Here is a 22,443-nt window from a genome sequence, read left to right as displayed (position 1 = left end):
AAGACGCGGAGGGGATTCGATGGATTCAGTTCAAAAAATGGAAAAGGATTTTCAAGCATTGCTTCAGGAACAAAGTGCGTACCAAGAAGCAATCGGATTAATTCATTGGGATTTACGAACTAAAATCCCTAAGAATGGGGTAGCGCAACGATCAGAGGTTGTTGGATTTTTAGCAGAAAAACTCCACGAATTAGAAACATCTGAAAAAATGAAGTATTTTATTGACGGGTTAGAAACAACTACCGATAATAACGTATTGCAAAAGGCGATTACTGTTTGTAAAGAAACATATGAAAAAAATCGTAAAATTCCTACGGAAATGCTTAAAGAATACGTGATGCTTCAATCTAAATCAGAAGCAGCCTGGCAAAAGGCAAGAGAAAAAGCCGATTTTGCTTTGTTTCAACCATACTTGGAAAAGCTTGTTGATTATAATAAAGAATTCGCAAACTTATGGGGTTATCAAGACAATATTTATGATGCCTTATTAGATAATTACGAACCAGGTGTGACAGTAAAAACGTTAGATGACGTTTTTCCTAAAGTCAGAAATTCATTGAGTCTCCTTGTGGAAAAGATAAGCCAAAGCACTGTAAAGCCTGATTCTAGCTTGTTACAGACGCATTTTCCTCAGGATAAGCAAAAAGCGTTTGCTATCGAAATTTTACAACGAATGGGTTACAACTTTGATTCTGGACGATTGGATGAGACGATTCATCCTTTTGCTATCTCCCTTAATGCAAATGATGTTCGAATCACGACAAGATATGATGAACAGGATTTTAGAATGGCAGTTTTTGGTACCATTCATGAAGGTGGGCACGCCTTATATGAACAGAATATTGATCCAAAGCTCTATCAGACCCCTTTAGCTACTGGAACTTCCATGGGCATTCATGAATCACAATCACTATTTTGGGAAAATTTTGTTGGTCGAAGCAAATCATTTTGGGAAAGCCATTATGATTTATTTAAACAACATGCGCCAGCTTATTTCCAAACCATTGCCTTTGAAGACTTTTACCAAGCTGTAAATGAAGTTAAGCCATCTCTTATTCGAATTGAAGCTGATGAGTTAACCTATTCGTTACACATCATGATACGTTATGAATTAGAAAAAGCACTAATAAATAGTGAGATTTCCGTAAAAGATTTGCCACACCTTTGGAACGAAAAAATGAAAGATTATTTAGGAGTTGAACCACCTTCAGATCGAGAGGGGCTTTTACAAGATATTCATTGGGCAGGGGGAGACTTTGGCTACTTTCCGTCCTATGCATTAGGGTATATGTATGCTGCACAATTCAACCATGTTATGCAGCAGGAATTAGATGTAGAAGGAATCATCAAAACTGGTGAATTCAAGCCACTGACAAATTGGATGGCTACTCATATTCATCAGTTCGGAAAAGCGAAAAAGCCATTAGAAATTATTCAGGATGTTACAAATGAAAAGTTGAACCCAAATTATCTCATTGAATATTTAACAAAGAAATATCAAGCAATATATCAATTTTAAAAGTTCAAAAGCGTAAAGCGCCGCTTAAAAACAGAGAGATTGGAGCTACGTAACTGAGATAAAGGAATCACGGCGAGGAACGAGTCGCTGATGACTTATCGGAGGGCGCGAAGCGAAATCTAGGCGTTTTTGGCGCTTGAAGCTAGACAATCAAAAGCGTAAAGCGCCGCTTAAAAACGGAGAGATTGGAGCTGCGTAACTGAGAAGGAATCACGGCGAGGAACGAGTCGATGATGACTTATCGGAGGGAACGACGCGAAACTTTCTAGTTTTTAGCGCTTGGAGCTTGATGTGGCTGTTGTTCCATCAAAGCTTTCCACCTCGTAGGAAATTTTATAATTACCGAGATAAATTAAAAAACAGGGGAGAACCCCTGTTTTTTAATTATTTCCGATTGGCCATGCAAATGGCGGTGATCCTGGTGGTGAATTTTGAATAATATCGACAAATGGAATGGAATATGCGAATAGGATTAAAGCAATTGTAATCCCAATCCAAAGCTTCCAATTGTCAAACCACATTGGTGTAGGCTCTGCATCAGCTTCTTCTTCTGCAACTGGAAATTCCTCGATCCCTTTCGGTGCAAAGAAGGTCAAGTGGATAAAAATATACATCATTAGAATGATCCCGATAAATAGAATGGAACCACCAATTGCTTGCGCTAATTGATAACCAATCCATTCCTGAGCTTGTGCGGTTCCTCCATATTCAGAAAACGCAGATCTCCTTGGTCCACCAAGTAAACCTTGGATATGCATTGCAACAGACATAATCGTCATTCCAACCGCCCAAATGATTGTTTGGATCATGCCAAGCTTATTTATTTTTGCAGTTAGCTTTCTACCTGTTAAATGAGGGATAAGCCAGTACGTTACCCCAAAAAACGTGAGTACAACAGTGGTAGCAACGGTTAAATGAAAGTGACCTGTAACCCAAATCGTATTATGAACAACACCATTTACTTGGTGTGATGCATTTATAATACCGCCCGCTCCGCCTGGAATAAATGCGAGCATCCCAACAAAAGGAGCGAAGAATCGAACATCCTTCCATGGCAAATGCCGGAACCAGCCAAACAATCCTTTATGGCCCTTTTTACGTCCGGTTATTTCAAACGTCGCAAAGAGAGAGAAAGCAGTCATCAAGCTAGGAACGATTACCATAAAGGTTAATACGACCTGAATAAATTTCCAAGTAGGATCAATTCCAGGCTCTGTTAGCTGATGGTGAAAGCCTACAGGAATCGAAAAGAATAAAAATAATACAAATGACATCCGTGCAAGCGAATCACTGAAGATTTTACCACCGATAATTTTAGGGATAATTGCATACCAAGCCATATATGCTGGCAATAGCCAAAAATACACTAGTGGGTGACCAAAATACCAAAATAGTGTTCTACTTACTAATACATTAATCGTTTCTGCATACCCTAGCGACCATGGAATGAATTGAACGAGCACCGCAGTTGCTACACCGAGCGATGCAATAAACCACATCACCATATTAATAACGACCATGAATGCTAACAGGGGTGATTTTTCACCAGGGTGCTGCTTTTTCCAAACGTAAAGCTGTCGCCAATTTACAAAACCAGCAATCCAGCTTCCTACAATAACAAGTGCTAAACCAATATAAAATGCCGGATGTGCCTTAAGGGGTGCATAAAATGTATATAGCACACTTGCTTTTCCTAATAGAATGGTAATTGCGGTCATGATTGTACCGATAACCATTACCCAAAGACTAATCCATGCGGCTTTCCGTTGTTTGAACGAAATACCTACTGTTTTTCCCATTAAAGAGAATTGAAATCCGATAATAAAATAGGTTGTAAGAACGAGTCCAAGAATAACACCATGTACAGTAAGTATTTGATAGTATCCAATTCCCCAAGGTAATGTAAATGATCCAGATCGAACGAGCGTTTGAAGCAAGCCCATTAATCCACCAACAAAAAGGGCGATAAATGCTACATAAATAAAAGACATGTATAAACGTGATTCTGCTTTTGTAATAGGCAAGCGTTCCGGTTCATGAACAGGTACTATTTTTTCTAACGCCATTATTCATACACCTCCACAGTGGCATACATCATATGATGACCAACACCACAATATTCGTTACATACGACCGTATATTCACCAGGTTTATTCATTACCGCTTCATAGCTACTAATATAACCAGGTTCCACCATCATATTAACGTTCGTACCAGCTACATTAAAGCCATGCACAACATCCTTTGTCGTTAACTGAAATAATACGGTTGACCCTTTAGGAATGCGAATGGTTCTAACCGCTGTGCCATTTTCATCCTTCCCAAGATCATAATTAAAAGCAGAGGCAACAATATTTACAATATAGCGATTATCATCCACTTTTGTTAATCCGAGATTTTCAGGTTTAAACGCCTCATAAGCTTCCACATTGTTTGGATCAATTGTCACACCATGACTTTGTGGATGTGTTCCTTTCCAAAAGGCTCCATAACCAAGTACACATAAAAAGACAACCAATGAACTAATTCCAAAGATAAGCCAAATTTTTTCATATTTATGCAAATGCATGATGTCTCACTCCCCTTTATCGTTTTTTATCGCGATATAAATAGTGCATAAACGCCAAACCAACTAACGATGAGAAAACTTCCTAGTAATAAGACGGAAATAAGTGTTCCCTTTAAACTAGGACTTTCCTGTTCGTCGCTTGAATGCATTTTTTTATTCGTTTGATCCATCCTTCCCAACTCCTTTGCAAAAGAATTAATTGCTATTTTCATCATACATAAATTGTTAACACAATTTAACAGATTCTCCGTCATTTCACAATTTGTTCAATAACACCCAAAGCCTTTATTCTATTGGTTTTACTAACTGTTTGGTTAATAAAGTTTGTGAAATAATTGTGACCAAAACAAGCATAAAATACCAAAACATGAACAAACTAATACTAAAAAAGCGTGGTTTTCAGCAAAAAATATAGAATAAAAGGTGAAATGATGGCAATTATTAGTTCTGTAGGGTTAGGGATTCCGGAGTTTAATGTCTCTCAATCCAGTATTAAAACTCTTGTTGAACAGATCTTTCCGTATACAAAGAAAGAAGTAGAGCGATTACTTCCAGTGTTTGATAATGCTTCGATCCATAATCGTCAATTTGCAGTAGACACAGCATGGTTTATGGAAGAACATAGCTTTCAAGAGAAAAATGATTTATATCAACAGGAATCTTTAACTTATTCGCTTACCGCAATGGACGATTGTTTAGAAAGCAATCAATTTCATTCTGAAAACATTCCATACGAGGCAGTTGATATGCTTATTTATGTTTCAAGTACCGGAATTGCAACGCCGTCTATGGATGTACGCCTCATGAATGAACGACCGTTTCGAGCGGATACAAAGCGAATGCCTTTATGGGGGCTTGGTTGTGCAGGAGGTGCAATCGGATTATCTCGCGCGTTTGATTGGTTGAGCGCTCATCCGGAAAAAACTGTGATGCTCGTATGTTGTGAACTATGCAGTTTAACCTTTCAAAAAAATGATCGCTCGAAAAGTAATTTAATTGGTACCGCATTATTTGGAGATGGGGTAGGTGCAGTGTTGTTAGTAGGAGAAAAATCCCCCTATAGAAATAAAGGCATTGGAACAAAGGGCAATATTAAAAAAACGAGTTCTTTTACAAAGAAAAATAGTGAATCAATTATGGGGTGGAAGATTACAAACCATGGATTTGAAGTGATCTTTTCTAAAAGTATTCCTAGCTTCGTAAAAACGGTTTGGAAGGATCATGTAATAGACTTTCTAACCGAGATGCAACTAGAAGAGATTGATTCCTTTATTGCGCATCCAGGTGGAAAAAAAGTGCTGCAAGCAATGGAAGAAACGTTAGCCATTGAACAACAAAAGCTCATTCATTCATACAACGTACTGATGAACCATGGAAACATGTCATCCGCTACAGTGCTTTATGTGCTTTTTGAATGGATGCAAGATAACATGCATCCGAAAAAGAAAAGTATTTTGTCTGCTTTAGGACCAGGATTTAGCTCAGAACTATTACTATTGGAGTGGATATAATGGCAATTTGGATGTGGATGCTTCTCATTTTTATTATTTTACAACGACTAGTAGAGCTTGTGATCGCTAGAAACAACGAAAAATGGATGAAAGAAAGAGGAGGTGTAGAAAGGGGAGAGGATCATTATAAATGGTTTATTATTCTCCATTTTTTATTTTTTTTATCGCTTCTTGTTGAGACCCATTTACATGGTCGATCAGCGTATCCATTTAGTTTCTTTCTCTTTTCTTTATTCTTTATCGCACAGTTTTGCCGTATATGGTGCATCTATACATTAGGTCGCTTTTGGAATACGAAAATTATCGTATTGCCACGTGTGGCTTTAATTAAAAAAGGGCCATATAAATATGTGAAGCACCCTAATTATTTTATCGTCGGAATTGAATTATTTGTAATTCCAATGCTTTTTGGAGCATATGCTACTGCAATTGTTTTTCCAATCCTGCATTTGCTTTTGTTGCGAATTCGAATTCCGAGAGAAGAAAAGGCATTAACGAAGGTTTCTTTATAAACGCGAAGGAGACACCGCCGTATAAATGTTCGGCACCTGTCTCCTTCGTGTTTATTTTTTAGGCTGCATATACTTAGCAGCATACATAAATGGGGTGTCCATTATCGCGACAATAAATTTGATTACATACGTCGTAATAAATATTTCCACCCAAATAGATGTAGGGTATTCACCATAAAAAGCAATTGTGCAAAATACGGCGGTATCAATGAGTTGACTTATACCAGTACTTGCATTGTTGCGTACCCATAAGAACTGATCAGATGAGAGAAGTTTACGTACTTTATCATAAATCCAAACATCTGTATATTGACTAATGATGTATGCAGCTAAGCTTCCCGCGGCGATTCTTGGAATTAATCCAAATAAAACGGATAATGAATCATGTGCGAAATCATCCGCTCCAGGTTCGAACACGAGCACAATTTGCATAATCACTGTCATTGTGATTAAAGTAGAAAAGCCAAGCCATACTGCTTTCTTCGCTTCTTCTTTCCCATATTTTTCATTTAAAATATCTGTTGCTAAATAGGCTGTTCCATAAATGATATTGCCAAGTGTAGCAGTCATACCGAACATTTCAATTGTTTTTAACACTTGAATATTAGCGAGCACGGTAGACATCCCAATCCATACGAACAAGCCAACCTTCCCAAACATCTTATAAAAAAATAGTAAGAGGGAAAAATTAATTAGTGCAAATAAAATCCAAATAAGTTCATTTGACATTTATATGCCTCCTTAGTTTTGATAACGCGGGATTTCGCGAACCGCGATTTACAACATGAATCATTATACGGTCTGCATCATAGAAAAGCAATCCCTAATATTTGCCGAAAGCTGGCATTGTCATGTTATTTTCTCGCACACACTGGATATTATGATATAAAGGATGTTCAGTCCATCAAAAAAGTGGTAATCACAATGATTACCACTTTCTAACCTATATTGTTTTCCATTAGCTTTTCTCTACGTTTGCTGCCTGTGGACCACGTTCACCTTCAACAATTTCAAAGGATACTGCTTGGCCTTCTTCCAATGTCTTGAATCCTTCTTCTTGAATTGCAGAATAATGGACAAATACATCATTTCCATCTTCTACTTGAATAAAACCGTAACCTTTTTCCGCGTTGAACCATTTTACTACTCCATTTTCCATGTAAACGAATCCTCCTAAAACTCTCACGTAAAACGTGTTAATACAAAGCAGATCATAGGCCAATTACCAATGTTTTTATAAAGAATTAATATGTCTCTTTTCAGCAATTGACTTGACTCCCTTGCTTGTGTCTAATATAGTTCATTTTCCTATACCAGTCAAGGGATTGCAAGGTATTATACATCAAAAATTTGTTTCATTTTCTAGCAAATCGTTATATAATTGTAAACGCTAACACAAGTGTAATTACGTGCAATTTTAAAAAAATGAATTACACTTGACTTATTATGAGGGAAAGGGAGTTGTATATGAAGACTGATATTGAAATAGCACAACAAGCAACGATGAAACCGATTCATGAAATTGCTGATAGCTTAGGACTAAACAATGAAGATTGGCAGCCTTATGGACATACAAAAGCAAAGATATCTGATGATCTTTATAAAAGGTTATCTGACCGACCAGACGGAAAAGTAATTCTCGTTACGGCGATCAACCCTACACCTGCTGGAGAAGGTAAATCAACCGTAACCGTTGGACTTGGACAAGCAATGAATAGACTCGGAAAAAAAGCAGTTATTGCTTTACGTGAACCTTCACTTGGTCCCGTTATGGGTATAAAAGGGGGCGCAGCTGGGGGCGGTTATTCACAAGTGCTGCCGATGGAGGATATTAATTTACACTTTACTGGTGATATCCACGCCATAACAAGTGCAAATAATGCACTATCTGCCTTAATTGATAATCATATCCACCAAGGAAATGCATTAAACATCGATCCCCGTAGAATTGAGTGGAAGCGTGTAATGGATATGAATGACCGCGCATTACGACAAATCGTCGTTGGTTTAGGTGGCCCGTTACGAGGCATCCCAAGAGAAGATGGATTTAATATTACAGTTGCATCCGAAATAATGGCCATTCTTTGTTTAGCATCAGGACTTGATGACTTAAAACAACGAATCGCTAACATTGTAATTGGATATACATACGACGAGACTCCAGTAACGGTAAAAGACCTTAAAGCAGAAGGGGCACTCACATTATTATTAAAAGACGCAATTAAACCAAACCTCGTACAAACCATTGAAAACACACCAGCAATTATCCATGGTGGGCCTTTTGCCAATATTGCACATGGCTGTAATAGTATATTAGCTACAAAAACCGCTGCAAAGTTAGGAGAATATGTTGTAACGGAAGCTGGCTTTGGTGCCGATTTAGGAGCTGAAAAATTCCTTGATATAAAAACACGAGCTGGTGATTTTAAAACAGATGCTGTTGTTGTTGTAGCAACCGTACGTGCGTTAAAAATGCATGGTGGAGTTAGCAAAACGGATTTATCCAAAGAAAACGTAGCGGCTTTAAAAGCTGGAATGGAAAATCTTAAAAAGCATGTAGAAACAATTGAACAGTTTGGATTACCGTACGTTGTTGCAATAAATAAATTTCCAACCGATACTGACGAAGAACTGCAATTCCTTGAATCCTGGTGTGAATCAAGAAATATTGATGTAGCCTTAGCAGATGTTTGGGCAAAGGGAGGCGAAGGAGGAATTGCACTTGCAGAGAAGGTAATCGAGAAGACGGAAGAAAGCAAGCAATTTAAGCCCATGTATGATCTTAACGAAACATTAGAAACAAAAATAAGAAAAGTAGCGCAAAATGTCTATGGAGCAGATGATATTGAGCTTTCACCAAAAGCAAAAAAACAACTAATGTACTATGAAGCGCAAGGGTGGGGAAAGCTACCTATTTGTATGGCTAAAACCCAATATTCACTTTCTGATGATCCTTCATTATTAGGAAGACCTCGAGGATTTACAGTCAACATTCGTGAATTACGTCCTTCCATTGGAGCTGGCTTTATTGTCGTACTTACCGGAGATGTGATGACGATGCCTGGACTTCCGAAAAAGCCGGCAGCATTGAATATGGATGTAGCGGAAGATGGAACGATTCTAGGGTTATTTTAATGATGAACGAGCAAGATCAATTAATCGCAATAAAACAATATGTAAAGCACCTATTTTCCAAGGATGCGAGTGGGCATGACTTTTATCACCTACAGCGTGTTGCCACATTAGCTTGTACCATTGCAACAACGGAGAAAGCGAATAGCGTTATATGTGAAATGGCTGCATGGCTTCATGATGTTGGTGACCATAAATTATTTAAAAAGCCACAAGCAGCCATCCAAGAGATGAATCATTTTTTAGTATCACTTAATCTTTCATCGGATGAAATAGATCAGATCAATCATACATTAGCGCATATTTCATTTAGTAGTGGGAAGACGCCAGCTACCCTAGAAGGAAAAATCGTCCAAGACGCCGATCGTTTAGATGCGATTGGTGCTATAGGAATTGCCCGAACCTTTGCATACGGTGGTGCAAAAGGACAACCTATGTATGATCCGACCGGAAAGGAAAACAATTCCATTCAGCATTTTCATGACAAACTGTTTCATTTAAAAAGCCATATGCATACAGCAACAGCTAAAACACTAGCCGAAGAAAGACATCATTTTATGGAGACATTTATGGAGCAATTTTTGCATGAGTGGGAATGATAAGTATCCTAGTTCACGTGACTGTGAACACAATACTAGCAAATACGAAGCCTAGCGGTCAGTGAATTTGATCGCTAGGCTTTATTTTAGTTACTAACTCGTTTTGCACCTAAATATTTATCCTTCCAATACGAATTGTTAAGTGCGCTTATTTCGACTCCACGTGATTCTCCCGCATGAATAAATTTCCCATCGCCTATGTAGATTCCCATATGTGATGGTCCAGGCTTATACGTTTCAAAAAAGACAAGATCACCAACGGATGGTTTACTAACTCCACTAGCAAAATTCCACATGTCACTAACTGTTCTAGGAACGGTAACACTTTGTGTTTCATAAACATACTGAATAAAACCACTACAATCGAATCCCCCAGGAGCCGTTCCTCCCCATACATACGGAGTTCCGATTAATGCCTTTGCTGTTTGAATCACTCCAGAATAATCTTGACTTTTCACTTGTACGTTTTTAATTTTCTTCTTTGTGGTAGAGGCAGATTGAGGCTCTACGTCCTCCTTGACCTTAACATCCTTATCCTTTTGATACATCGCCTGTAAGGATGCTTGGGTTACACCTTTTGTTAATTCTAAATCATGTTCTTCCTCTGCTACTTCTAATGCTTTTTGTGTAAGTGGTCCATATATTCCATCAATCTCTCCCTCATAATATCCGAAATATTTTAGGGTATCCTGAATAATTTTTACGTCCTCACTATGCATCCCTGGATAAATTGTCTCGGACATTTTTTCGATTTGGCGAATTTTACGTTTTTTTTCGGCTTTAATAATGGCGTGGATCGTTTCTGAGTCAGCTTCACCAGTTATCGACATTCCATAATCCTTTTGAAACTTCTTCAATGCGTGCTCAGTTAAAATACCAAGCTCCCCGTCGATTTGATCGTCGTAGTAGGAGAGCTTGCTTAACTTATGCTGTAAAATACGTACGCTTTCTCCATGCTCTCCATATTGAAGCTGTTCTGCTTCTTGTAATATTTTATTCTGAAGGGCAGGATATGCATCGACATAAGCAGCAAATGGCTGACTTAACAAATAACTATAAATGAAGGATTGCTTCACTACATGCTCTAGCGTCCCATTCATATGCATTTAACCCCTTTCTATATGACTCTTTTACTACTTTTATGGAGAATTATCTCTATTTATGAATTACGTTTATGTTACAATAAGAGAAAATTAGTTTATCGAGTACATTTCTATTGGAGGGTGCGTAATGAATTATGGGGAGCAAGCTTATTTAGACTTATGCAAACATATTTTAGCTAAAGGACATAAAAAAGAAGACCGAACAAATACAGGTACATATTCTATTTTTGGCCATCAAATGCGCTTTGACTTAAATGAAGGCTTTCCTTTATTGACAACAAAGAAAGTACCATTTCGATTAATCGCAAGTGAATTACTTTGGTTTATAAAAGGGGATACAAATATCCGCTACTTATTAGAAAACAACAATAACATTTGGAATGAATGGGCGTTTAAAAATTGGGTGGAGAGTGACGCATATACAGGACCAGATATGACTGATTTTGGTAATCGTTGCTTACAGGATCCTGCATTCAACAAAAAGTATGAGGAACAAATGAACGCATTTAAACAGCGTATTCTAGAGGATGATGCGTTTGCAAAAACATATGGCGACCTTGGTTCAGTATATGGCAAGCAATGGCGCGCTTGGAAAACATCGAGAAACGAGACGATCGACCAGTTAAAAGAAGTTATTCATTCTATTCAACATTTTCCAGATTCTAGACGGCATATTGTATCTGCGTGGAATCCAGAGGATGTTCCAAGCATGGCTTTACCACCATGTCATACACTTTTTCAGTTTTACGTTGCAGATGGGAAGCTTTCTTGTCAGCTCTATCAGCGTAGTGCAGATGTTTTTCTTGGTGTTCCCTTTAATATTGCCAGCTATGCTTTATTAACACATTTAATCGCCCATGAATGTGGTTTAGAAGTTGGTGAATTTGTGCACACATTGGGCGATGCACACATTTATACGAATCACATGGAGCAAGTAAAAACACAGCTTGATCGAGAAATTCGAGCATTTCCTAAATTAACGATAAACAAGGAAAAGAATTCAATCTTTGATTTTGAATTAACAGATCTTGAGATAAGCGAATATAACCCGCATCCAACTATTAAAGCACCAATTGCGGTTTAAGTTTTTTATTAAGGAGTGTATTTGAATGCTTTCATTATTAGTTGCAATGGATCGGGAGCGGGTAATCGGTGCGAACAATGATTTACCATGGCATCTCCCAAGGGATTTAAAATTTTTCAAAGAAAAAACAACTGGAAATACAATTATTATGGGAAGAAACACATTTGAATCTATTGGTAAAGCATTACCAAATCGAAGGAATGTCGTTCTCACGCGTAATAAGCAGGCTATCTTTCCTGAAGATATTGAGGTTATTCATGATATTGATACGATACTGAAATGGAATGCCGAAAAGCCAGAAGCGGAATATTTCATTATAGGAGGCGGCAAGCTCTTTGAACAAATGCTAGCCTATGCAGATCGCATGTATATCACGATGATTGATGAGACTTTTGCTGGAGATACATATTTCCCCGTATTTTCGACTACGGATTGGAAAATAACATCAAATGTTAAAGGAGAGCGGGACGAAAGGAACCCTTACGACTATTACTTTGTACAGTATGACCGAATATAAACAATGTAACGGAGAGATAAGATGAAGACTTGTGGAGTAATTTTAGCAGGTGGGCAATCTTCTAGAATGGGAACGAATAAAGCATTATTAAACATAGGAGGGAAATCTGCTATTGAACATGTAGCAGATAAGCTCCATGCTTGTTGTGATGACGTTATTATCATTAGCAACGATAGAGAACCGTATATATTTCTAAATCTCTCTATTTTCCCAGATAATTTTCCTCACAAAGGACCGCTTGCTGGAATGGAGACTGCTCTACAAAATGTTCAAGCAGACGCTTATCTATTCGCTGCATGTGATATGCCATTAATTGAGCCAAGACTATATATGTATTTATTAACACAGCTTGGCAATTATGATGCAGTTGTTCCGAGCTATAATGGACAATTGCATCCGTTAGCAGGTATTTATCGTAGAACCATTTTACCTAAGCTTCAGAACCAGCTTACAACAAACAACTTACGTGTCCGAACCCTGCTTGATCAAGTTAATGTGTTATATATGAAGGAGTTCCCCGGATTTGAAAGTGACATACTTGAGAATCATTTTTTTAATATGAATTATCCAGTGGATTATGAAGTAATTAAGACGCGTCAGTGAATCGTTTATCGTTTTATGTTTGTTATATGCTATTTGTAAGCGTTGATATAATGCTTGTTTAATTCTTCTGTGGCATGGTACACTATAATTGAAAATTATTGAATCTTTACGAAAATGATAACTTATAAAAGAGGGTGTAAGCATGAGTTTTCTTTCTAATATCGGCTTTCCTGGACTTATTTTAATTTTGATCATAGCACTTGTTATTTTCGGACCGAAAAAGCTACCTGAAATAGGAAAGGCAGCAGGGCAGACATTACGTGAATTCAAAAAATCGACCCGTGACTTAACGAGTGATGTATCGAATGAAATTAAGGAAACAAAGGAAATAATCAACGATCAAAAATAAAGAACATCCGGAGTGATTTATATGTTTACGAATATTGGACTGCCTGGATTAATCTTGATATTAATTGTAGCTCTTGTCATTTTTGGTCCATCTAAGCTCCCTGAAATTGGTAAGGCTTTTGGTTCCTCACTAAAGGAATTTAAAAACGCTACAAAAGGGATTATTGATGATGATGACAACAAAAAAAATAATACAAATGACTAGTTCTGATTTATTGGTGGAACAAGCATTGTGGATATTTCACTTTAGAAAGGTGTAGGGAATTACCTTACATCTTCTTTTGTGCTCGTACAGTGGGGAGTGGTGGATATGACATCGGATGAAAAAGAAATGGATCTAACTGGACATTTATCCGAATTAAGAAACAGGCTAATTATAACAGGATTATTTTTTATCGCATTCTTTATCGTTGGCTTTGTATATGTAAAAGATATTTACGCCTTTTTTGAAAAGGATTTTACCTTTGAACTGTATGTTAATAGCCCAGGTGATATATTATGGATTTATTTTACAATGGCTGGGATTATTGCAATTATTGGTACCATCCCTGTATTAGCCTTACAAGTATGGCTGTTTATTAAACCAGGATTAACTACAAAAGAACAAAGGGCATCTGTAGCCTACATACCGGCTTTATTTCTATTATTCCTAGGTGGTCTTGTTTTCGGATATATCATTTTTAACCAGCTTATTTTACCTTTTTTATTATCTTTAAATGATGGAATGTTTAACGAGCTTTTTACCGTTGATAAATATTTTCGATTTATGTTCCGAGTAACACTTCCATTTGCGATTTTATTTGAAATTCCAATTATCGCGATGTTTTTAACGAGTTTAGGGATAATAACACCACATTTTTTACGCAAAACAAGAAAGTATGCTTATTTTGTATTAATTATTATAGGAGCGGTCGTTACACCACCTGATTTTGTTCTACAAATCGTTGTGGCTATTCCGATGTTTATTTTATATGAGATTAGTATTTATCTTTCTGCTGCTGTCTATCGAAAAAAACAACAGAAGCATCGTGACTTTATGGAAGAGGAGTAGATTGGAGGCGAACTGAACATGCGATCATTTTATCATTTTATGATGACATACAGAGGAAAAAAGCATCCAGACGATGAAAGCAGGCTTGCAGATTGGATGTTTCATGATCATAATTTTCCAAAGCAAGCAACCTCCTATGATGAAATTAGTGCATATTTGGAATTATATAGTCCGTTTGTTAATGCTATTCCTACATTTGATTCGCTATGGGATACCTATATAACAAAAGAAGCAGATTAAAACAGTAAAGTGGCTATTCCGATTCGGAATAGCCACTGTTTAGTTAACAGAAGTAATTTGCTGAAAAGCAATCTTTTTTGCATGACCATTGTTTATTTGCAGATGAATGTAGGAGGAATATCCATCCCATTGCACAAGTCCTTCGTGTACGTTTACAATTCCATTATCGTAAAACGAGACAGTAACTGGACAATTATTTTTAATAGCTGCAACTAGTTCTCTATTAATCAATTCCGCTTCTTGAATATCTAATACAGGTGGTTTTCGTTTATTATCCTCATTCCACATTTCTTTAAGCAAAACAACATGCTCCGGGAGCATTAGTGAGATCCATTTTATATTACCACGATCTTTTGGCATGACTACACCTCCAATATTTTTATTATATACAAACAAACGTTCCTATATCAATGATTTTATCAAAGAAAATAATGGATTAGCTTCGAGTTATGAATTAAAACAAACGTTTGATTGAATTACAAGAGTCGGCTATTATGGCGATAATTCGCACGCATTCGTCAAAATATACGGGGATATGCGCTGGATTTGTATTTTCCTGCGGTTTCCCGGGAAATAGATTTAGACAATAATCCTATTTCCAATAAAAAGATCGAACTTAATTTTAAAGCAAAACAATAAGGATAGTGGATGAAAGCCTACACGCTTTCCTTTGCCTAACGTACAATAAACTAGATGATTTCTAATGAGGGAGAGATAATTATGGTGTTCCCACCACAAGGTCCGGGTAATTTCATGGCAAACGTTCCAGCACGTATGCCAGGTAATATGTTTATGCCTAGTCAAGCAATGGCTAATTTCCCACAAAGCAATCCTGGTTCCTTTATCCAACGACTTCTACGTCCAGGACTAGGCGGCGCAAATCCAACTTCCATGCTGGGTAATTCAATGATTGGGAATGCTACTGGAGCAGCGGGAAGTTCAGGTGGATTAACTGGTACGCTAAGCAATATTCAACAAATGTTAAAGATGGTAGAAACAACTGCTCCGATGGTAAAACAGTATGGTCCAATGGTTAAAAACCTTCCAGCAATGTTTAGAATGATGCAAGCGTTAACTGATATGGGAAACTCGGAAGAAGAGGAGGATAATAACGAGTCCAATGAAGAAATAGATGAAGAAGAGTCCGAACAAGGGAAAAAGAAAAAGAAGAAAGATAAAGAAAAACCAAAAAATAAAACAAAGAAAAGCTCATCTACAACAAAAAAAAGCGAAAAAAAGATAACAGAAAAAAGCGATGTAAAAAGAAAAACGAAGACAGGGGAGTCTGTTCCAAAACTATTTATTTAAAAAAATATGCGCTACACTTGATTTCTGAAGAGAAAAAGGGAAAAATAAGAGGTAAACATGTCAGAAATGGAGGGAAGCATCAATGACGAATAAGATAGAGGTTGCCACATTTGCAGGAGGTTGTTTTTGGTGTATGGTCGAACCATTTGATCAACGGCCAGGAATTATTAAGGTGGAGTCTGGTTACACTGGTGGCGATGTAGAAAATCCAAGCTATGAAGAAGTCTGCACACATACAACAGGACATGTGGAAGCTGTTCAAATTACATTTCAACCAGAAATCATGCCATACGAAAAGCTTGTAGAAACGTTTTGGCAGCAAATCGATCCTACAGATGTCGGCGGTCAGTTTCATGATCGAGGAGAATCCTATCAAACGGCGATTTTTTACCATAACGAAAAACAAAAACAAATCGCAGAGCAATCTCGAGAAGCTTTAATGGCAAGCGGNTTCATGATCGAGGAGAATCCTATCAAACGGCGATTTTTTACCATAACGAAAAACAAAAACAAATCGCAGAGCAATCTCGAGAAGCTTTAATGGCAAGCGGTCGTTTTTCTAAACCGATTGTAACAAGCATCGTTCCAGCCAAACCATTTTATCGTGCAGAAGAACAGCACCAACATTATTATAAGAAACAACCTTTCCACTATCGATTGTACAAAAAAGGCTCCGGAAGAGAGGCTTTCCTTCAAAAACATTGGCAGCATAATAGAGAAGAACGCATTAAAAACCTGTCAGCGATTCAATACAATGTGACCCAAGAAAATGGTACAGAGCCACCGTTTCAAAATGAATACTGGGATAATAAAGAAGAAGGTATATATGTTGACATTATCTCTGGAAAGGTTTTGTTTTCATCAAAGGACAAATTCGATGCGGGCTGTGGATGGCCAAGCTTTACAAAGCCTGTAGACCAATTTGAAATTACTGAAAACACGGATACATCACATGGAATGGTACGTACAGAAATTAGAAGTAAAGCCGCAAATTCTCATTTAGGACATGTATTTGAAGATGGACCAAAGGAAGAAGGCGGCCTGCGATATTGTATTAATTCGGCAGCATTACGTTTTATTCCAAAAACTGAAATGCAAGCAAAAGGTTATGAAAACTATCTTTATTTATTTAAATAGAAACATTGTTAACCATAATATGATTATGTAAACTAAATATAGAAAAGAGGAAAAACATGCTTCATCTAAAATGGGAAAACAAACCAACAATCAAACAAATCGAATGTGTGCATACAAACGCAAAAAAGTATATGGTGGATAATAAGCTCACCCCGGGAAAGAAATACGATGTAAAAAACGAAACAGAAGAATTTTACTTTATTATCGACAATAGCAACCGTATCGCTGGATTTCGAAAAGAATACTTTAAAGAGTAGTCTATTTTATTATTTAAAAATATGACATATTATAAGGTAACTACTTTCTTTTTTAGAAGCTGAAAGATTCTTTAACTCGTTTCAAGCTTGCTCAACTAAGGCATATTTTGTAATATTAGTAATGGAAGTAGGATTTAGATATACATTATTGAAGGAGGAGACTCTCTTGGCTTTCGTAATTACTTCACCTTGTAAGGGTGAAAAAGCAGGTGAATGTGTAGAGGTTTGCCCTGTGGACTGTATAGAAGAAGGTAAGGACATGTTTTATATTGATCCCGATATTTGCATTGACTGTGGAGCATGTGAAGCAGTTTGTCCTGTTGAAGCTATATATATGGAAGATGAAGTCCCTGAAGAAGAAACGGAATATATTACTTTGAATCGTAAGTTTTTTGAAGAAAGGTAATACCAACCCCATTGTTTATGCAATGGGGTTTTCTTATTATGAAAATAAAAAGCACAACGGTTGGGAATAATAATGTTATTCATAACAGATAAATAGGAGGGCGCAAAAATGAGCGCACAGCAACAGATGCCAGTTGTTCCAGAATCATATTGGTTACAATCGATTAACATTCCAGAATTTCCAACACTAGAAGAGAGCTGTAAGGCAGATGTCGGTATTGTAGGTGGTGGTATTACAGGGATAACCGCGGCATACCTTTTATCCAAACAAAATTACAAGGTCATATTACTTGATGCAGGGAAAATATTACATGGTACTACAGGTCATACAACCGCTAAAATCACCGCCCAGCACGGCTTAATTTATGATGAATTAATTCAGCATTTTGGCGTAGAAAAAGTACAGCATTATTATCAAGCAGCAATAGAAGCTAAACAATTAATAGAAACAATTGCAAAGCAACTAAATATATCCTGTGAGCTTCAAGAGGAACATGCTTACCTATATACAAATTCAGACGACTATATAGTCAAGCTAGAGGATGAATGGAAAGCATACGATAAACTTGGAATAAAGGGTGAGCTAGTAGACAAAATGCCGTTGGATATTCCAATGAAAACTGCTCTAGTGATGTCTAACCAAGCACAGTTTCATCCATTAAAGTATTTAACCGCGCTAACAAAAGCATGTATTGATCAAGGGGTTCGTTTTTATGAGCATACGACAGCAATGGATGTCGAATACAACAACCACCCTGCAATTATTACGAAGGAAGGACAGCGCGTAACATGCCGTTATGTTATTGCTGCATCACATTTTCCGTTCTATGATGGACAAGGATTTTATCCAACAAGAATGTATGCAGACCGCGCTTATATTGTAGCAATGGAGACACCAAAAAAGTATCCAGGTGGAATGTATATTAATGCGGAAACACCTACAAGATCCATTCGTAGCACAAAAATTGCTGGAAAAGACTTATGGTTGGTTGTCGGTGAAAATCATAAAACTGGTCAAGGCAAGCCTACGATCGAACATTATGAAGCATTACAAAGATTTGCTCAAAAGGAATTTGATGCTTCAAAATGTTTATATCGGTGGTCCGCACAAGATTTGACGACGTTAGATAAAGTTCCTTATATTGGTCCAATTACGAAAGAACAGCAAAATGTTTTTATCGCAACAGGCTATCGTAAATGGGGAATGACAAATGGAACAATTGCTGCAAAGATTATCACAGATCACATTATGGAAAAAGATAATCCATACACAGAATTGTTTTCCCCAGCAAGGTTTCAAGCAGATCCAGCTATTCGCAAGTTCACACAATTTAACGCTGATGTAGCAAAGCACTTAATAAAAGGTAAACTAGAGTATCCTGACAATGATGTAGCGCAACTAAAAAATGATGAAGCAACTGTTACACGAGTTCAAGGAAAACGTACTGGAATATATAAAGATATGGACAGCAAGCTGCATATCGTTGATACAACATGTACACATTTAGGCTGTGAGGTTGAATGGAATTCTGGGGATCGAACTTGGGACTGTCCATGTCATGGATCAAGATTTTCATATGATGGAGCAGTCATTGAAGGCCCAGCAAAAAAGCCATTACAAAAACGCGATGCAGCTGAATTGGATTAATCATTTAAAAACAACTTCGATTGAATTTGAAGTTGTTTTTATGTATGAAGTAAAATTTTATTATTTTATCTCAATATCAAAAGTATACTTAGTTTTCGAGATATGAAACACGTTTTCCTCTATAACTTCCTATAATATATATTATGTAAACTAGAAAATAAAACAAACCTATTTCACAAAACGTGACCTCTTTGTTCGATTAAATTATACAGTGGTATTAACACGTTCTAATTCCTTTAAAAAGGAGTGAATTTGTTTTTTTCCTTTAAGAAAATAAACGTTTCTTGCATCTTGTGCTTGAAATAATTGAAACCGTTCCCTCATTTTCTTTTTCCTTCGATAATACGTTGTCCAAATGAACTTTATGAAATCCCAATCCATTTTTTCGGGACAGCCTTCACCGACATCAGGACGAGTTTTTCCTCTATTTTTTAACCAACGCTTAAGAACACGATAAAGGCATATATAACGTGGAAGTTCTAAATAAACAATCGTATCCGCATATTGAGCTCTAATCTCATATGTATTACTATAATTTCCTTCGATAATCCATTGTTTGTTATGGTAAATAATATTTTTTTGTGCTGTCGAAAATTGTTCTATCGTCGCTTGCTTCCAGCCTGGCTTCCAAAATAAGCGGTCTAAATGGTATACATCAACATTTATTATCTCTCCTAGCTTTCTAGCAAACGTTGATTTGCCTACTCCAGATGAAACACCTAGTACCATGATTTTTTCCATATTCTCTACCCCCTCTTCCCTATTACTCCTTTGTTATATATCTAAAATCAATATCTTTCATCACTTAATTACAAATATTTATAATTGTACCATTAATTATGTTACAATTAAATTACTACTAAATTCTATTTGTAAAATAAGCGGTATTATTTTTCCGTTCATACTTTTTTAAGGATATATTAGAAAGGAGTTCCTATGAAAAAAAGAACCTTTATTGTATTAACAACAACAGTTATTATTGTTTTGACTGGCTTTATTTCTTATTCATTTTTAGCCGATACAAATAAGAAAACCGAAAGTATTGTAATAGATAAGGATGGAGAAGTAGTAGAACCATTGAGTGACGATAGTGATAATATTGGTCATTGATGTAGAGAGTTTCCCTATTAAGTGGTAATAAACGGGAACGAAGATGCATTCTTATTTTACAATAATTGCGTTATATCCCACATCTATTCAATAGATGTGGGATATTTTGTGCTTATTTGAGTAGGACAAAAAAGTGGTTTTTAGGTATGTTCAAAGCCTTTGTATTTGTTTTAACATCCATTTCAAAATGCTCTTTTATTGCTTATACCTTTAATGCGCCCCGAAATCCTCTTGAAGCATAATAAGATTCCGCACCATTGTGATAGACAAAAACATGATCATAGCGATAATCACAAAAAATTGCTCCACCTAGCTTGCGAATAGCAGCTGGAGTTTGTATCCAGCTTGATGTTTTCATATCAAAATGATCCAGCTTCTGTAATGCACGGTATTGTTCTTCTGTTAAAATTTCAATCCCCATCGCTGTTGCCATATCGACCGCGTTGTTTTCTGGCTTATGTTTTTTTCTCGACTCTAATGCTTCCCGATCATAGCATACGCTTCTTCGACCTTTGGGACTTTCTACAGAACAATCAAAGAAAATAAATTCATTCTGTGCTTTATCGTAACCAACAACATCTGGTTCCCCGCCTGTTCTTTCCATTTCATTAAGTGACCAAAGTTTTTCAGGATGCGCATCTAGTTTTTCTTGGACTTTATCCCATTGTAAGTCAGGATGACGGTGCATATGTTTTTCAAAACGAGTCTGTAATAGTTGCAGCAAATTTTCCCGCTGTTCTTCAGTTAGCGCTTTTTGTCTACCCTTTTCATTTTGCTTTGTCATGTGTTATTTCCTCCTATTAATTTTTTGATACATAAATGCATACGTTCTCCAAAAAGGTGTCTATTGTTTCATTTTAACTCCTTTCCGATATTGATGAAATAAAATAATGAAATGTTTCTGCTTAGACTTAGCATCAGACAAGTATGTCTAGAAATAACCTATTGATAAGGAGGAGCTGCAATGAGACAACTTGACTGGCACATGATCGTATTTGTTGGTTTTTCACTTATCCAAGATATTTGTTAATATGGGGACTTCCCCGTGTTTATTATTGGGAGATGCAAAAAAGCGCAACCGAATAATGTCATCCAAACTTAGCCGTAGAATATCGACATACCGATCAAAATAATCATGATATCTGCGCAAATATGAATCATCCACGATGCCCAAATCGATTTATTTTTTTCATTTACGATATGAAAGATAATACCAATTAACCACAATCCGAAAAAGCATACAGCCACCAATATTGGACTAAACCACAGAATAATCATCGGTATATGGTATGCTGCAAACAAAACCGGAGCGAAGGCATACGCAAGCTTTCGTGGTAAATTAAAAAAGATAAATCCTCTAAAAAAATATTCCTCTAAAAATGAATTACCAAAGGTTACGTACAGTCCAACCCAAATAAATCCAGTTGCTGATATTCCCAATCGGTCGGTTAAATCTGTTTTAATGGAAGATAAGTCAAGGAATGGCTGTAATATTACAAATGCTAAAAGTACAACTCCTGCCGAGATGAATCCGAGCAGTAGCATACGTGTTATTTGTTTCTTTCCTAGTTTATGTAAGCTAACAGGGGCTTTCCATGTAAAATCTCGGAACACTTGCTTGTATATAAATATGACCAAACCAAATAAAACCACTTTACTTATTGTTTTAATGCCATAATTGATTGGTAAACCGTGTTCAATAAACGCAAGTAAGCTACACGTAACAATGGTGCTAATAAGAATATACTGTGTTCTCGATTTCATGTGATCCCCCTATTTTCTCTATTTCC

Annotated in this window: 27 protein-coding genes and 1 pseudogene; 18 read left to right on the top strand and 10 right to left on the bottom strand. The window is 36.8% G+C overall.

What is annotated here, in order from left to right:
- Nucleotides 1-19: 19 nt before the first annotated feature.
- Nucleotides 20-1,519, top strand: coding sequence for a carboxypeptidase M32 (locus QBK89_RS05895; RefSeq protein WP_284140102.1), 1,500 nt, complete (start codon nt 20-22; stop codon nt 1,517-1,519).
- A 380-nt stretch (nt 1,520-1,899) separates the two neighbouring features.
- On the opposite strand, the gene QBK89_RS05890 is transcribed toward QBK89_RS05895, so the two are convergent.
- From QBK89_RS05890 to QBK89_RS05880, 3 genes are read right to left on the bottom strand one after another with little or no spacing between them, the layout of a single operon-like run.
- The gene (locus QBK89_RS05890; RefSeq protein WP_284140101.1) at nt 1,900-3,585 is read right to left on the bottom strand and encodes a b(o/a)3-type cytochrome-c oxidase subunit 1; all 1,686 of its coding nucleotides are present in this window, start codon (nt 3,583-3,585) and stop codon (nt 1,900-1,902) included.
- A complete protein-coding gene (locus QBK89_RS05885; RefSeq protein WP_284140100.1) occupies nt 3,585-4,088 on the bottom strand; it encodes a cytochrome c oxidase subunit II in 504 nt (167 codons plus the stop codon). Before QBK89_RS05885 ends, QBK89_RS05890 begins: the two co-directional genes overlap by 1 nt.
- Before the next feature lie 26 nt (nt 4,089-4,114).
- On the bottom strand, nt 4,115-4,258 hold the full coding sequence (locus QBK89_RS05880; RefSeq protein WP_284140099.1) for a cytochrome c oxidase subunit 2A: 144 nt from the start codon (nt 4,256-4,258) through the stop codon (nt 4,115-4,117).
- 258 nt (nt 4,259-4,516) lie between these two features.
- On the opposite strand from QBK89_RS05880, the gene QBK89_RS05875 reads away from it, so the two are divergent.
- Both QBK89_RS05875 and QBK89_RS05870 read left to right on the top strand, forming a co-directional pair.
- Complete coding sequence (locus QBK89_RS05875; protein ID WP_284140098.1) at nt 4,517-5,599, top strand: type III polyketide synthase; 1,083 nt, start codon at nt 4,517-4,519, stop codon at nt 5,597-5,599.
- Nucleotides 5,599-6,111 carry an isoprenylcysteine carboxyl methyltransferase family protein gene (locus QBK89_RS05870; protein ID WP_284140097.1) on the top strand — a complete coding sequence of 171 codons (513 nt, stop codon included), beginning with the start codon at nt 5,599-5,601 and terminating at the stop codon, nt 6,109-6,111. The genes QBK89_RS05875 and QBK89_RS05870 overlap by 1 nt, the downstream gene beginning before the upstream one ends.
- Before the next feature lie 51 nt (nt 6,112-6,162).
- Here QBK89_RS05870 and QBK89_RS05865 read toward each other — a convergent pair whose 3' ends face one another.
- Nucleotides 6,163-6,840 carry a queuosine precursor transporter gene (locus QBK89_RS05865; RefSeq protein WP_284140096.1) on the bottom strand — a complete coding sequence of 226 codons (678 nt, stop codon included), beginning with the start codon at nt 6,838-6,840 and terminating at the stop codon, nt 6,163-6,165.
- A gap of 229 nt (nt 6,841-7,069) precedes the next feature.
- Nucleotides 7,070-7,270: a cold-shock protein gene (locus tag QBK89_RS05860; protein WP_284140095.1), complete on the bottom strand. Its 201-nt coding sequence runs from the start codon at nt 7,268-7,270 to the stop codon at nt 7,070-7,072.
- Nucleotides 7,271-7,578: 308 nt separating this feature from the next.
- On the opposite strand from QBK89_RS05860, the gene QBK89_RS05855 reads away from it, so the two are divergent.
- Nucleotides 7,579-9,246: a formate--tetrahydrofolate ligase gene (locus QBK89_RS05855; protein WP_284140094.1), complete on the top strand. Its 1,668-nt coding sequence runs from the start codon at nt 7,579-7,581 to the stop codon at nt 9,244-9,246.
- A complete protein-coding gene (locus tag QBK89_RS05850; protein WP_349774622.1) occupies nt 9,246-9,842 on the top strand; it encodes an HD domain-containing protein in 597 nt (198 codons plus the stop codon). Before QBK89_RS05855 ends, QBK89_RS05850 begins: the two co-directional genes overlap by 1 nt.
- An 86-nt stretch (nt 9,843-9,928) precedes the next feature.
- Here QBK89_RS05850 and QBK89_RS05845 read toward each other — a convergent pair whose 3' ends face one another.
- Nucleotides 9,929-10,942, bottom strand: coding sequence for a C40 family peptidase (locus tag QBK89_RS05845; protein WP_284140093.1), 1,014 nt, complete (start codon nt 10,940-10,942; stop codon nt 9,929-9,931).
- Nucleotides 10,943-11,072: 130 nt separating this feature from the next.
- On the opposite strand from QBK89_RS05845, the gene QBK89_RS05840 reads away from it, so the two are divergent.
- The 7 genes from QBK89_RS05840 to QBK89_RS05810 all read left to right on the top strand — a co-directional run bounded on the left by QBK89_RS05840 (nt 11,073) and on the right by QBK89_RS05810 (nt 14,788).
- Complete coding sequence (locus QBK89_RS05840) at nt 11,073-12,029, top strand: thymidylate synthase (RefSeq protein ID WP_284140092.1); 957 nt, start codon at nt 11,073-11,075, stop codon at nt 12,027-12,029.
- A gap of 25 nt (nt 12,030-12,054) precedes the next feature.
- Nucleotides 12,055-12,546 (top strand): dihydrofolate reductase, encoded by a 492-nt coding sequence (locus QBK89_RS05835; RefSeq protein WP_284140091.1) that lies wholly within the window; start codon nt 12,055-12,057, stop codon nt 12,544-12,546.
- Between the two features lie 21 nt (nt 12,547-12,567).
- Nucleotides 12,568-13,149: a molybdenum cofactor guanylyltransferase gene (mobA, locus tag QBK89_RS05830; protein ID WP_284140090.1), complete on the top strand. Its 582-nt coding sequence runs from the start codon at nt 12,568-12,570 to the stop codon at nt 13,147-13,149.
- A 142-nt stretch (nt 13,150-13,291) separates the two neighbouring features.
- Complete coding sequence (gene tatA / locus QBK89_RS05825) at nt 13,292-13,498, top strand: twin-arginine translocase TatA/TatE family subunit (protein ID WP_284140089.1); 207 nt, start codon at nt 13,292-13,294, stop codon at nt 13,496-13,498.
- A gap of 21 nt (nt 13,499-13,519) precedes the next feature.
- Nucleotides 13,520-13,702 carry a twin-arginine translocase TatA/TatE family subunit gene (locus tag QBK89_RS05820; RefSeq protein WP_284140088.1) on the top strand — a complete coding sequence of 61 codons (183 nt, stop codon included), beginning with the start codon at nt 13,520-13,522 and terminating at the stop codon, nt 13,700-13,702.
- A gap of 105 nt (nt 13,703-13,807) precedes the next feature.
- Complete coding sequence (gene tatC, locus QBK89_RS05815; protein WP_284140087.1) at nt 13,808-14,548, top strand: twin-arginine translocase subunit TatC; 741 nt, start codon at nt 13,808-13,810, stop codon at nt 14,546-14,548.
- Nucleotides 14,549-14,566: 18 nt separating this feature from the next.
- Entirely contained in the window at nt 14,567-14,788 is a 222-nt protein-coding gene (locus tag QBK89_RS05810; RefSeq protein WP_284140086.1) for a YozE family protein, read from the top strand.
- Between the two features lie 39 nt (nt 14,789-14,827).
- Here the strand turns inward: QBK89_RS05810 and QBK89_RS05805 are convergent, their stop codons facing one another.
- Nucleotides 14,828-15,148: a YolD-like family protein gene (locus tag QBK89_RS05805; RefSeq protein ID WP_284140085.1), complete on the bottom strand. Its 321-nt coding sequence runs from the start codon at nt 15,146-15,148 to the stop codon at nt 14,828-14,830.
- 360 nt (nt 15,149-15,508) lie between these two features.
- On the opposite strand from QBK89_RS05805, the gene vrrA reads away from it, so the two are divergent.
- The 5 genes and pseudogenes from vrrA (at nt 15,509) to QBK89_RS05780 (ending at nt 19,543) form a co-directional block, all read left to right on the top strand.
- Complete coding sequence (vrrA, locus tag QBK89_RS05800) at nt 15,509-16,096, top strand: VrrA/YqfQ family protein (protein ID WP_284140084.1); 588 nt, start codon at nt 15,509-15,511, stop codon at nt 16,094-16,096.
- An 82-nt stretch (nt 16,097-16,178) separates the two neighbouring features.
- Nucleotides 16,179-17,233: pseudogene (gene msrA, locus QBK89_RS05795) on the top strand (peptide-methionine (S)-S-oxide reductase MsrA).
- A gap of 56 nt (nt 17,234-17,289) precedes the next feature.
- A complete protein-coding gene (locus QBK89_RS05790) occupies nt 17,290-17,490 on the top strand; it encodes a DUF6501 family protein (protein ID WP_284140083.1) in 201 nt (66 codons plus the stop codon).
- Between the two features lie 166 nt (nt 17,491-17,656).
- On the top strand, nt 17,657-17,896 hold the full coding sequence (locus QBK89_RS05785; protein WP_284140082.1) for an indolepyruvate ferredoxin oxidoreductase subunit alpha: 240 nt from the start codon (nt 17,657-17,659) through the stop codon (nt 17,894-17,896).
- Nucleotides 17,897-18,004: 108 nt separating this feature from the next.
- Nucleotides 18,005-19,543 (top strand): FAD-dependent oxidoreductase, encoded by a 1,539-nt coding sequence (locus QBK89_RS05780; protein WP_284140081.1) that lies wholly within the window; start codon nt 18,005-18,007, stop codon nt 19,541-19,543.
- A 204-nt stretch (nt 19,544-19,747) separates the two neighbouring features.
- Here the strand turns inward: QBK89_RS05780 and QBK89_RS05775 are convergent, their stop codons facing one another.
- Nucleotides 19,748-20,284 (bottom strand): P-loop NTPase family protein, encoded by a 537-nt coding sequence (locus tag QBK89_RS05775; RefSeq protein ID WP_284140080.1) that lies wholly within the window; start codon nt 20,282-20,284, stop codon nt 19,748-19,750.
- Between the two features lie 195 nt (nt 20,285-20,479).
- On the opposite strand from QBK89_RS05775, the gene QBK89_RS05770 reads away from it, so the two are divergent.
- Complete coding sequence (locus QBK89_RS05770; protein WP_284140079.1) at nt 20,480-20,653, top strand: hypothetical protein; 174 nt, start codon at nt 20,480-20,482, stop codon at nt 20,651-20,653.
- 202 nt (nt 20,654-20,855) lie between these two features.
- On the opposite strand, the gene QBK89_RS05765 is transcribed toward QBK89_RS05770, so the two are convergent.
- Together QBK89_RS05765 and QBK89_RS05760 are read right to left on the bottom strand one after the other, a co-directional pair.
- Nucleotides 20,856-21,437 (bottom strand): DUF4256 domain-containing protein, encoded by a 582-nt coding sequence (locus QBK89_RS05765; protein WP_284140078.1) that lies wholly within the window; start codon nt 21,435-21,437, stop codon nt 20,856-20,858.
- 314 nt (nt 21,438-21,751) lie between these two features.
- Nucleotides 21,752-22,417, bottom strand: a complete 666-nt coding sequence (locus QBK89_RS05760) for a CPBP family intramembrane glutamic endopeptidase (protein WP_284140077.1) — start codon at nt 22,415-22,417, stop codon at nt 21,752-21,754.
- Nucleotides 22,418-22,443 lie beyond the last annotated feature (26 nt).

The sequence above is a fragment of the Virgibacillus sp. LDC-1 genome (genome assembly GCF_030137545.1).
Classification (GTDB): Bacteria; Bacillota; Bacilli; order Bacillales; family Amphibacillaceae; genus LDC-1.
Note: the sequence above shows the minus strand (reverse complement) of the source record. Positions and strands in the feature narration are given on the sequence as shown.

Bases quoted from the DNA above. Each gene is read 5' to 3' on its own strand.
- QBK89_RS05895 (WP_284140102.1), top strand. From the start codon at position 20: ATGGATTCAGTTCAAAAAATGGAAAAGGATTTTCAAGCATTGCTTCAG.
- QBK89_RS05890 (WP_284140101.1), bottom strand. From the start codon at position 3,585: ATGGCGTTAGAAAAAATAGTACCTGTTCATGAACCGGAACGCTTGCCT.
- QBK89_RS05885 (WP_284140100.1), bottom strand. From the start codon at position 4,088: ATGCATTTGCATAAATATGAAAAAATTTGGCTTATCTTTGGAATTAGT.
- QBK89_RS05880 (WP_284140099.1), bottom strand. From the start codon at position 4,258: ATGGATCAAACGAATAAAAAAATGCATTCAAGCGACGAACAGGAAAGT.
- QBK89_RS05875 (WP_284140098.1), top strand. From the start codon at position 4,517: ATGATGGCAATTATTAGTTCTGTAGGGTTAGGGATTCCGGAGTTTAAT.
- QBK89_RS05870 (WP_284140097.1), top strand. From the start codon at position 5,599: ATGGCAATTTGGATGTGGATGCTTCTCATTTTTATTATTTTACAACGA.
- QBK89_RS05865 (WP_284140096.1), bottom strand. From the start codon at position 6,840: ATGTCAAATGAACTTATTTGGATTTTATTTGCACTAATTAATTTTTCC.
- QBK89_RS05860 (WP_284140095.1), bottom strand. From the start codon at position 7,270: ATGGAAAATGGAGTAGTAAAATGGTTCAACGCGGAAAAAGGTTACGGT.
- QBK89_RS05855 (WP_284140094.1), top strand. From the start codon at position 7,579: ATGAAGACTGATATTGAAATAGCACAACAAGCAACGATGAAACCGATT.
- QBK89_RS05850 (WP_349774622.1), top strand. From the start codon at position 9,246: ATGATGAACGAGCAAGATCAATTAATCGCAATAAAACAATATGTAAAG.
- QBK89_RS05845 (WP_284140093.1), bottom strand. From the start codon at position 10,942: ATGAATGGGACGCTAGAGCATGTAGTGAAGCAATCCTTCATTTATAGT.
- QBK89_RS05840 (WP_284140092.1), top strand. From the start codon at position 11,073: ATGAATTATGGGGAGCAAGCTTATTTAGACTTATGCAAACATATTTTA.
- QBK89_RS05835 (WP_284140091.1), top strand. From the start codon at position 12,055: ATGCTTTCATTATTAGTTGCAATGGATCGGGAGCGGGTAATCGGTGCG.
- mobA (WP_284140090.1), top strand. From the start codon at position 12,568: ATGAAGACTTGTGGAGTAATTTTAGCAGGTGGGCAATCTTCTAGAATG.
- tatA (WP_284140089.1), top strand. From the start codon at position 13,292: ATGAGTTTTCTTTCTAATATCGGCTTTCCTGGACTTATTTTAATTTTG.
- QBK89_RS05820 (WP_284140088.1), top strand. From the start codon at position 13,520: ATGTTTACGAATATTGGACTGCCTGGATTAATCTTGATATTAATTGTA.
- tatC (WP_284140087.1), top strand. From the start codon at position 13,808: ATGACATCGGATGAAAAAGAAATGGATCTAACTGGACATTTATCCGAA.
- QBK89_RS05810 (WP_284140086.1), top strand. From the start codon at position 14,567: ATGCGATCATTTTATCATTTTATGATGACATACAGAGGAAAAAAGCAT.
- QBK89_RS05805 (WP_284140085.1), bottom strand. From the start codon at position 15,148: ATGCCAAAAGATCGTGGTAATATAAAATGGATCTCACTAATGCTCCCG.
- vrrA (WP_284140084.1), top strand. From the start codon at position 15,509: ATGGTGTTCCCACCACAAGGTCCGGGTAATTTCATGGCAAACGTTCCA.
- QBK89_RS05790 (WP_284140083.1), top strand. From the start codon at position 17,290: ATGCTTCATCTAAAATGGGAAAACAAACCAACAATCAAACAAATCGAA.
- QBK89_RS05780 (WP_284140081.1), top strand. From the start codon at position 18,005: ATGAGCGCACAGCAACAGATGCCAGTTGTTCCAGAATCATATTGGTTA.
- QBK89_RS05775 (WP_284140080.1), bottom strand. From the start codon at position 20,284: ATGGAAAAAATCATGGTACTAGGTGTTTCATCTGGAGTAGGCAAATCA.
- QBK89_RS05770 (WP_284140079.1), top strand. From the start codon at position 20,480: ATGAAAAAAAGAACCTTTATTGTATTAACAACAACAGTTATTATTGTT.
- QBK89_RS05765 (WP_284140078.1), bottom strand. From the start codon at position 21,437: ATGACAAAGCAAAATGAAAAGGGTAGACAAAAAGCGCTAACTGAAGAA.
- QBK89_RS05760 (WP_284140077.1), bottom strand. From the start codon at position 22,417: ATGAAATCGAGAACACAGTATATTCTTATTAGCACCATTGTTACGTGT.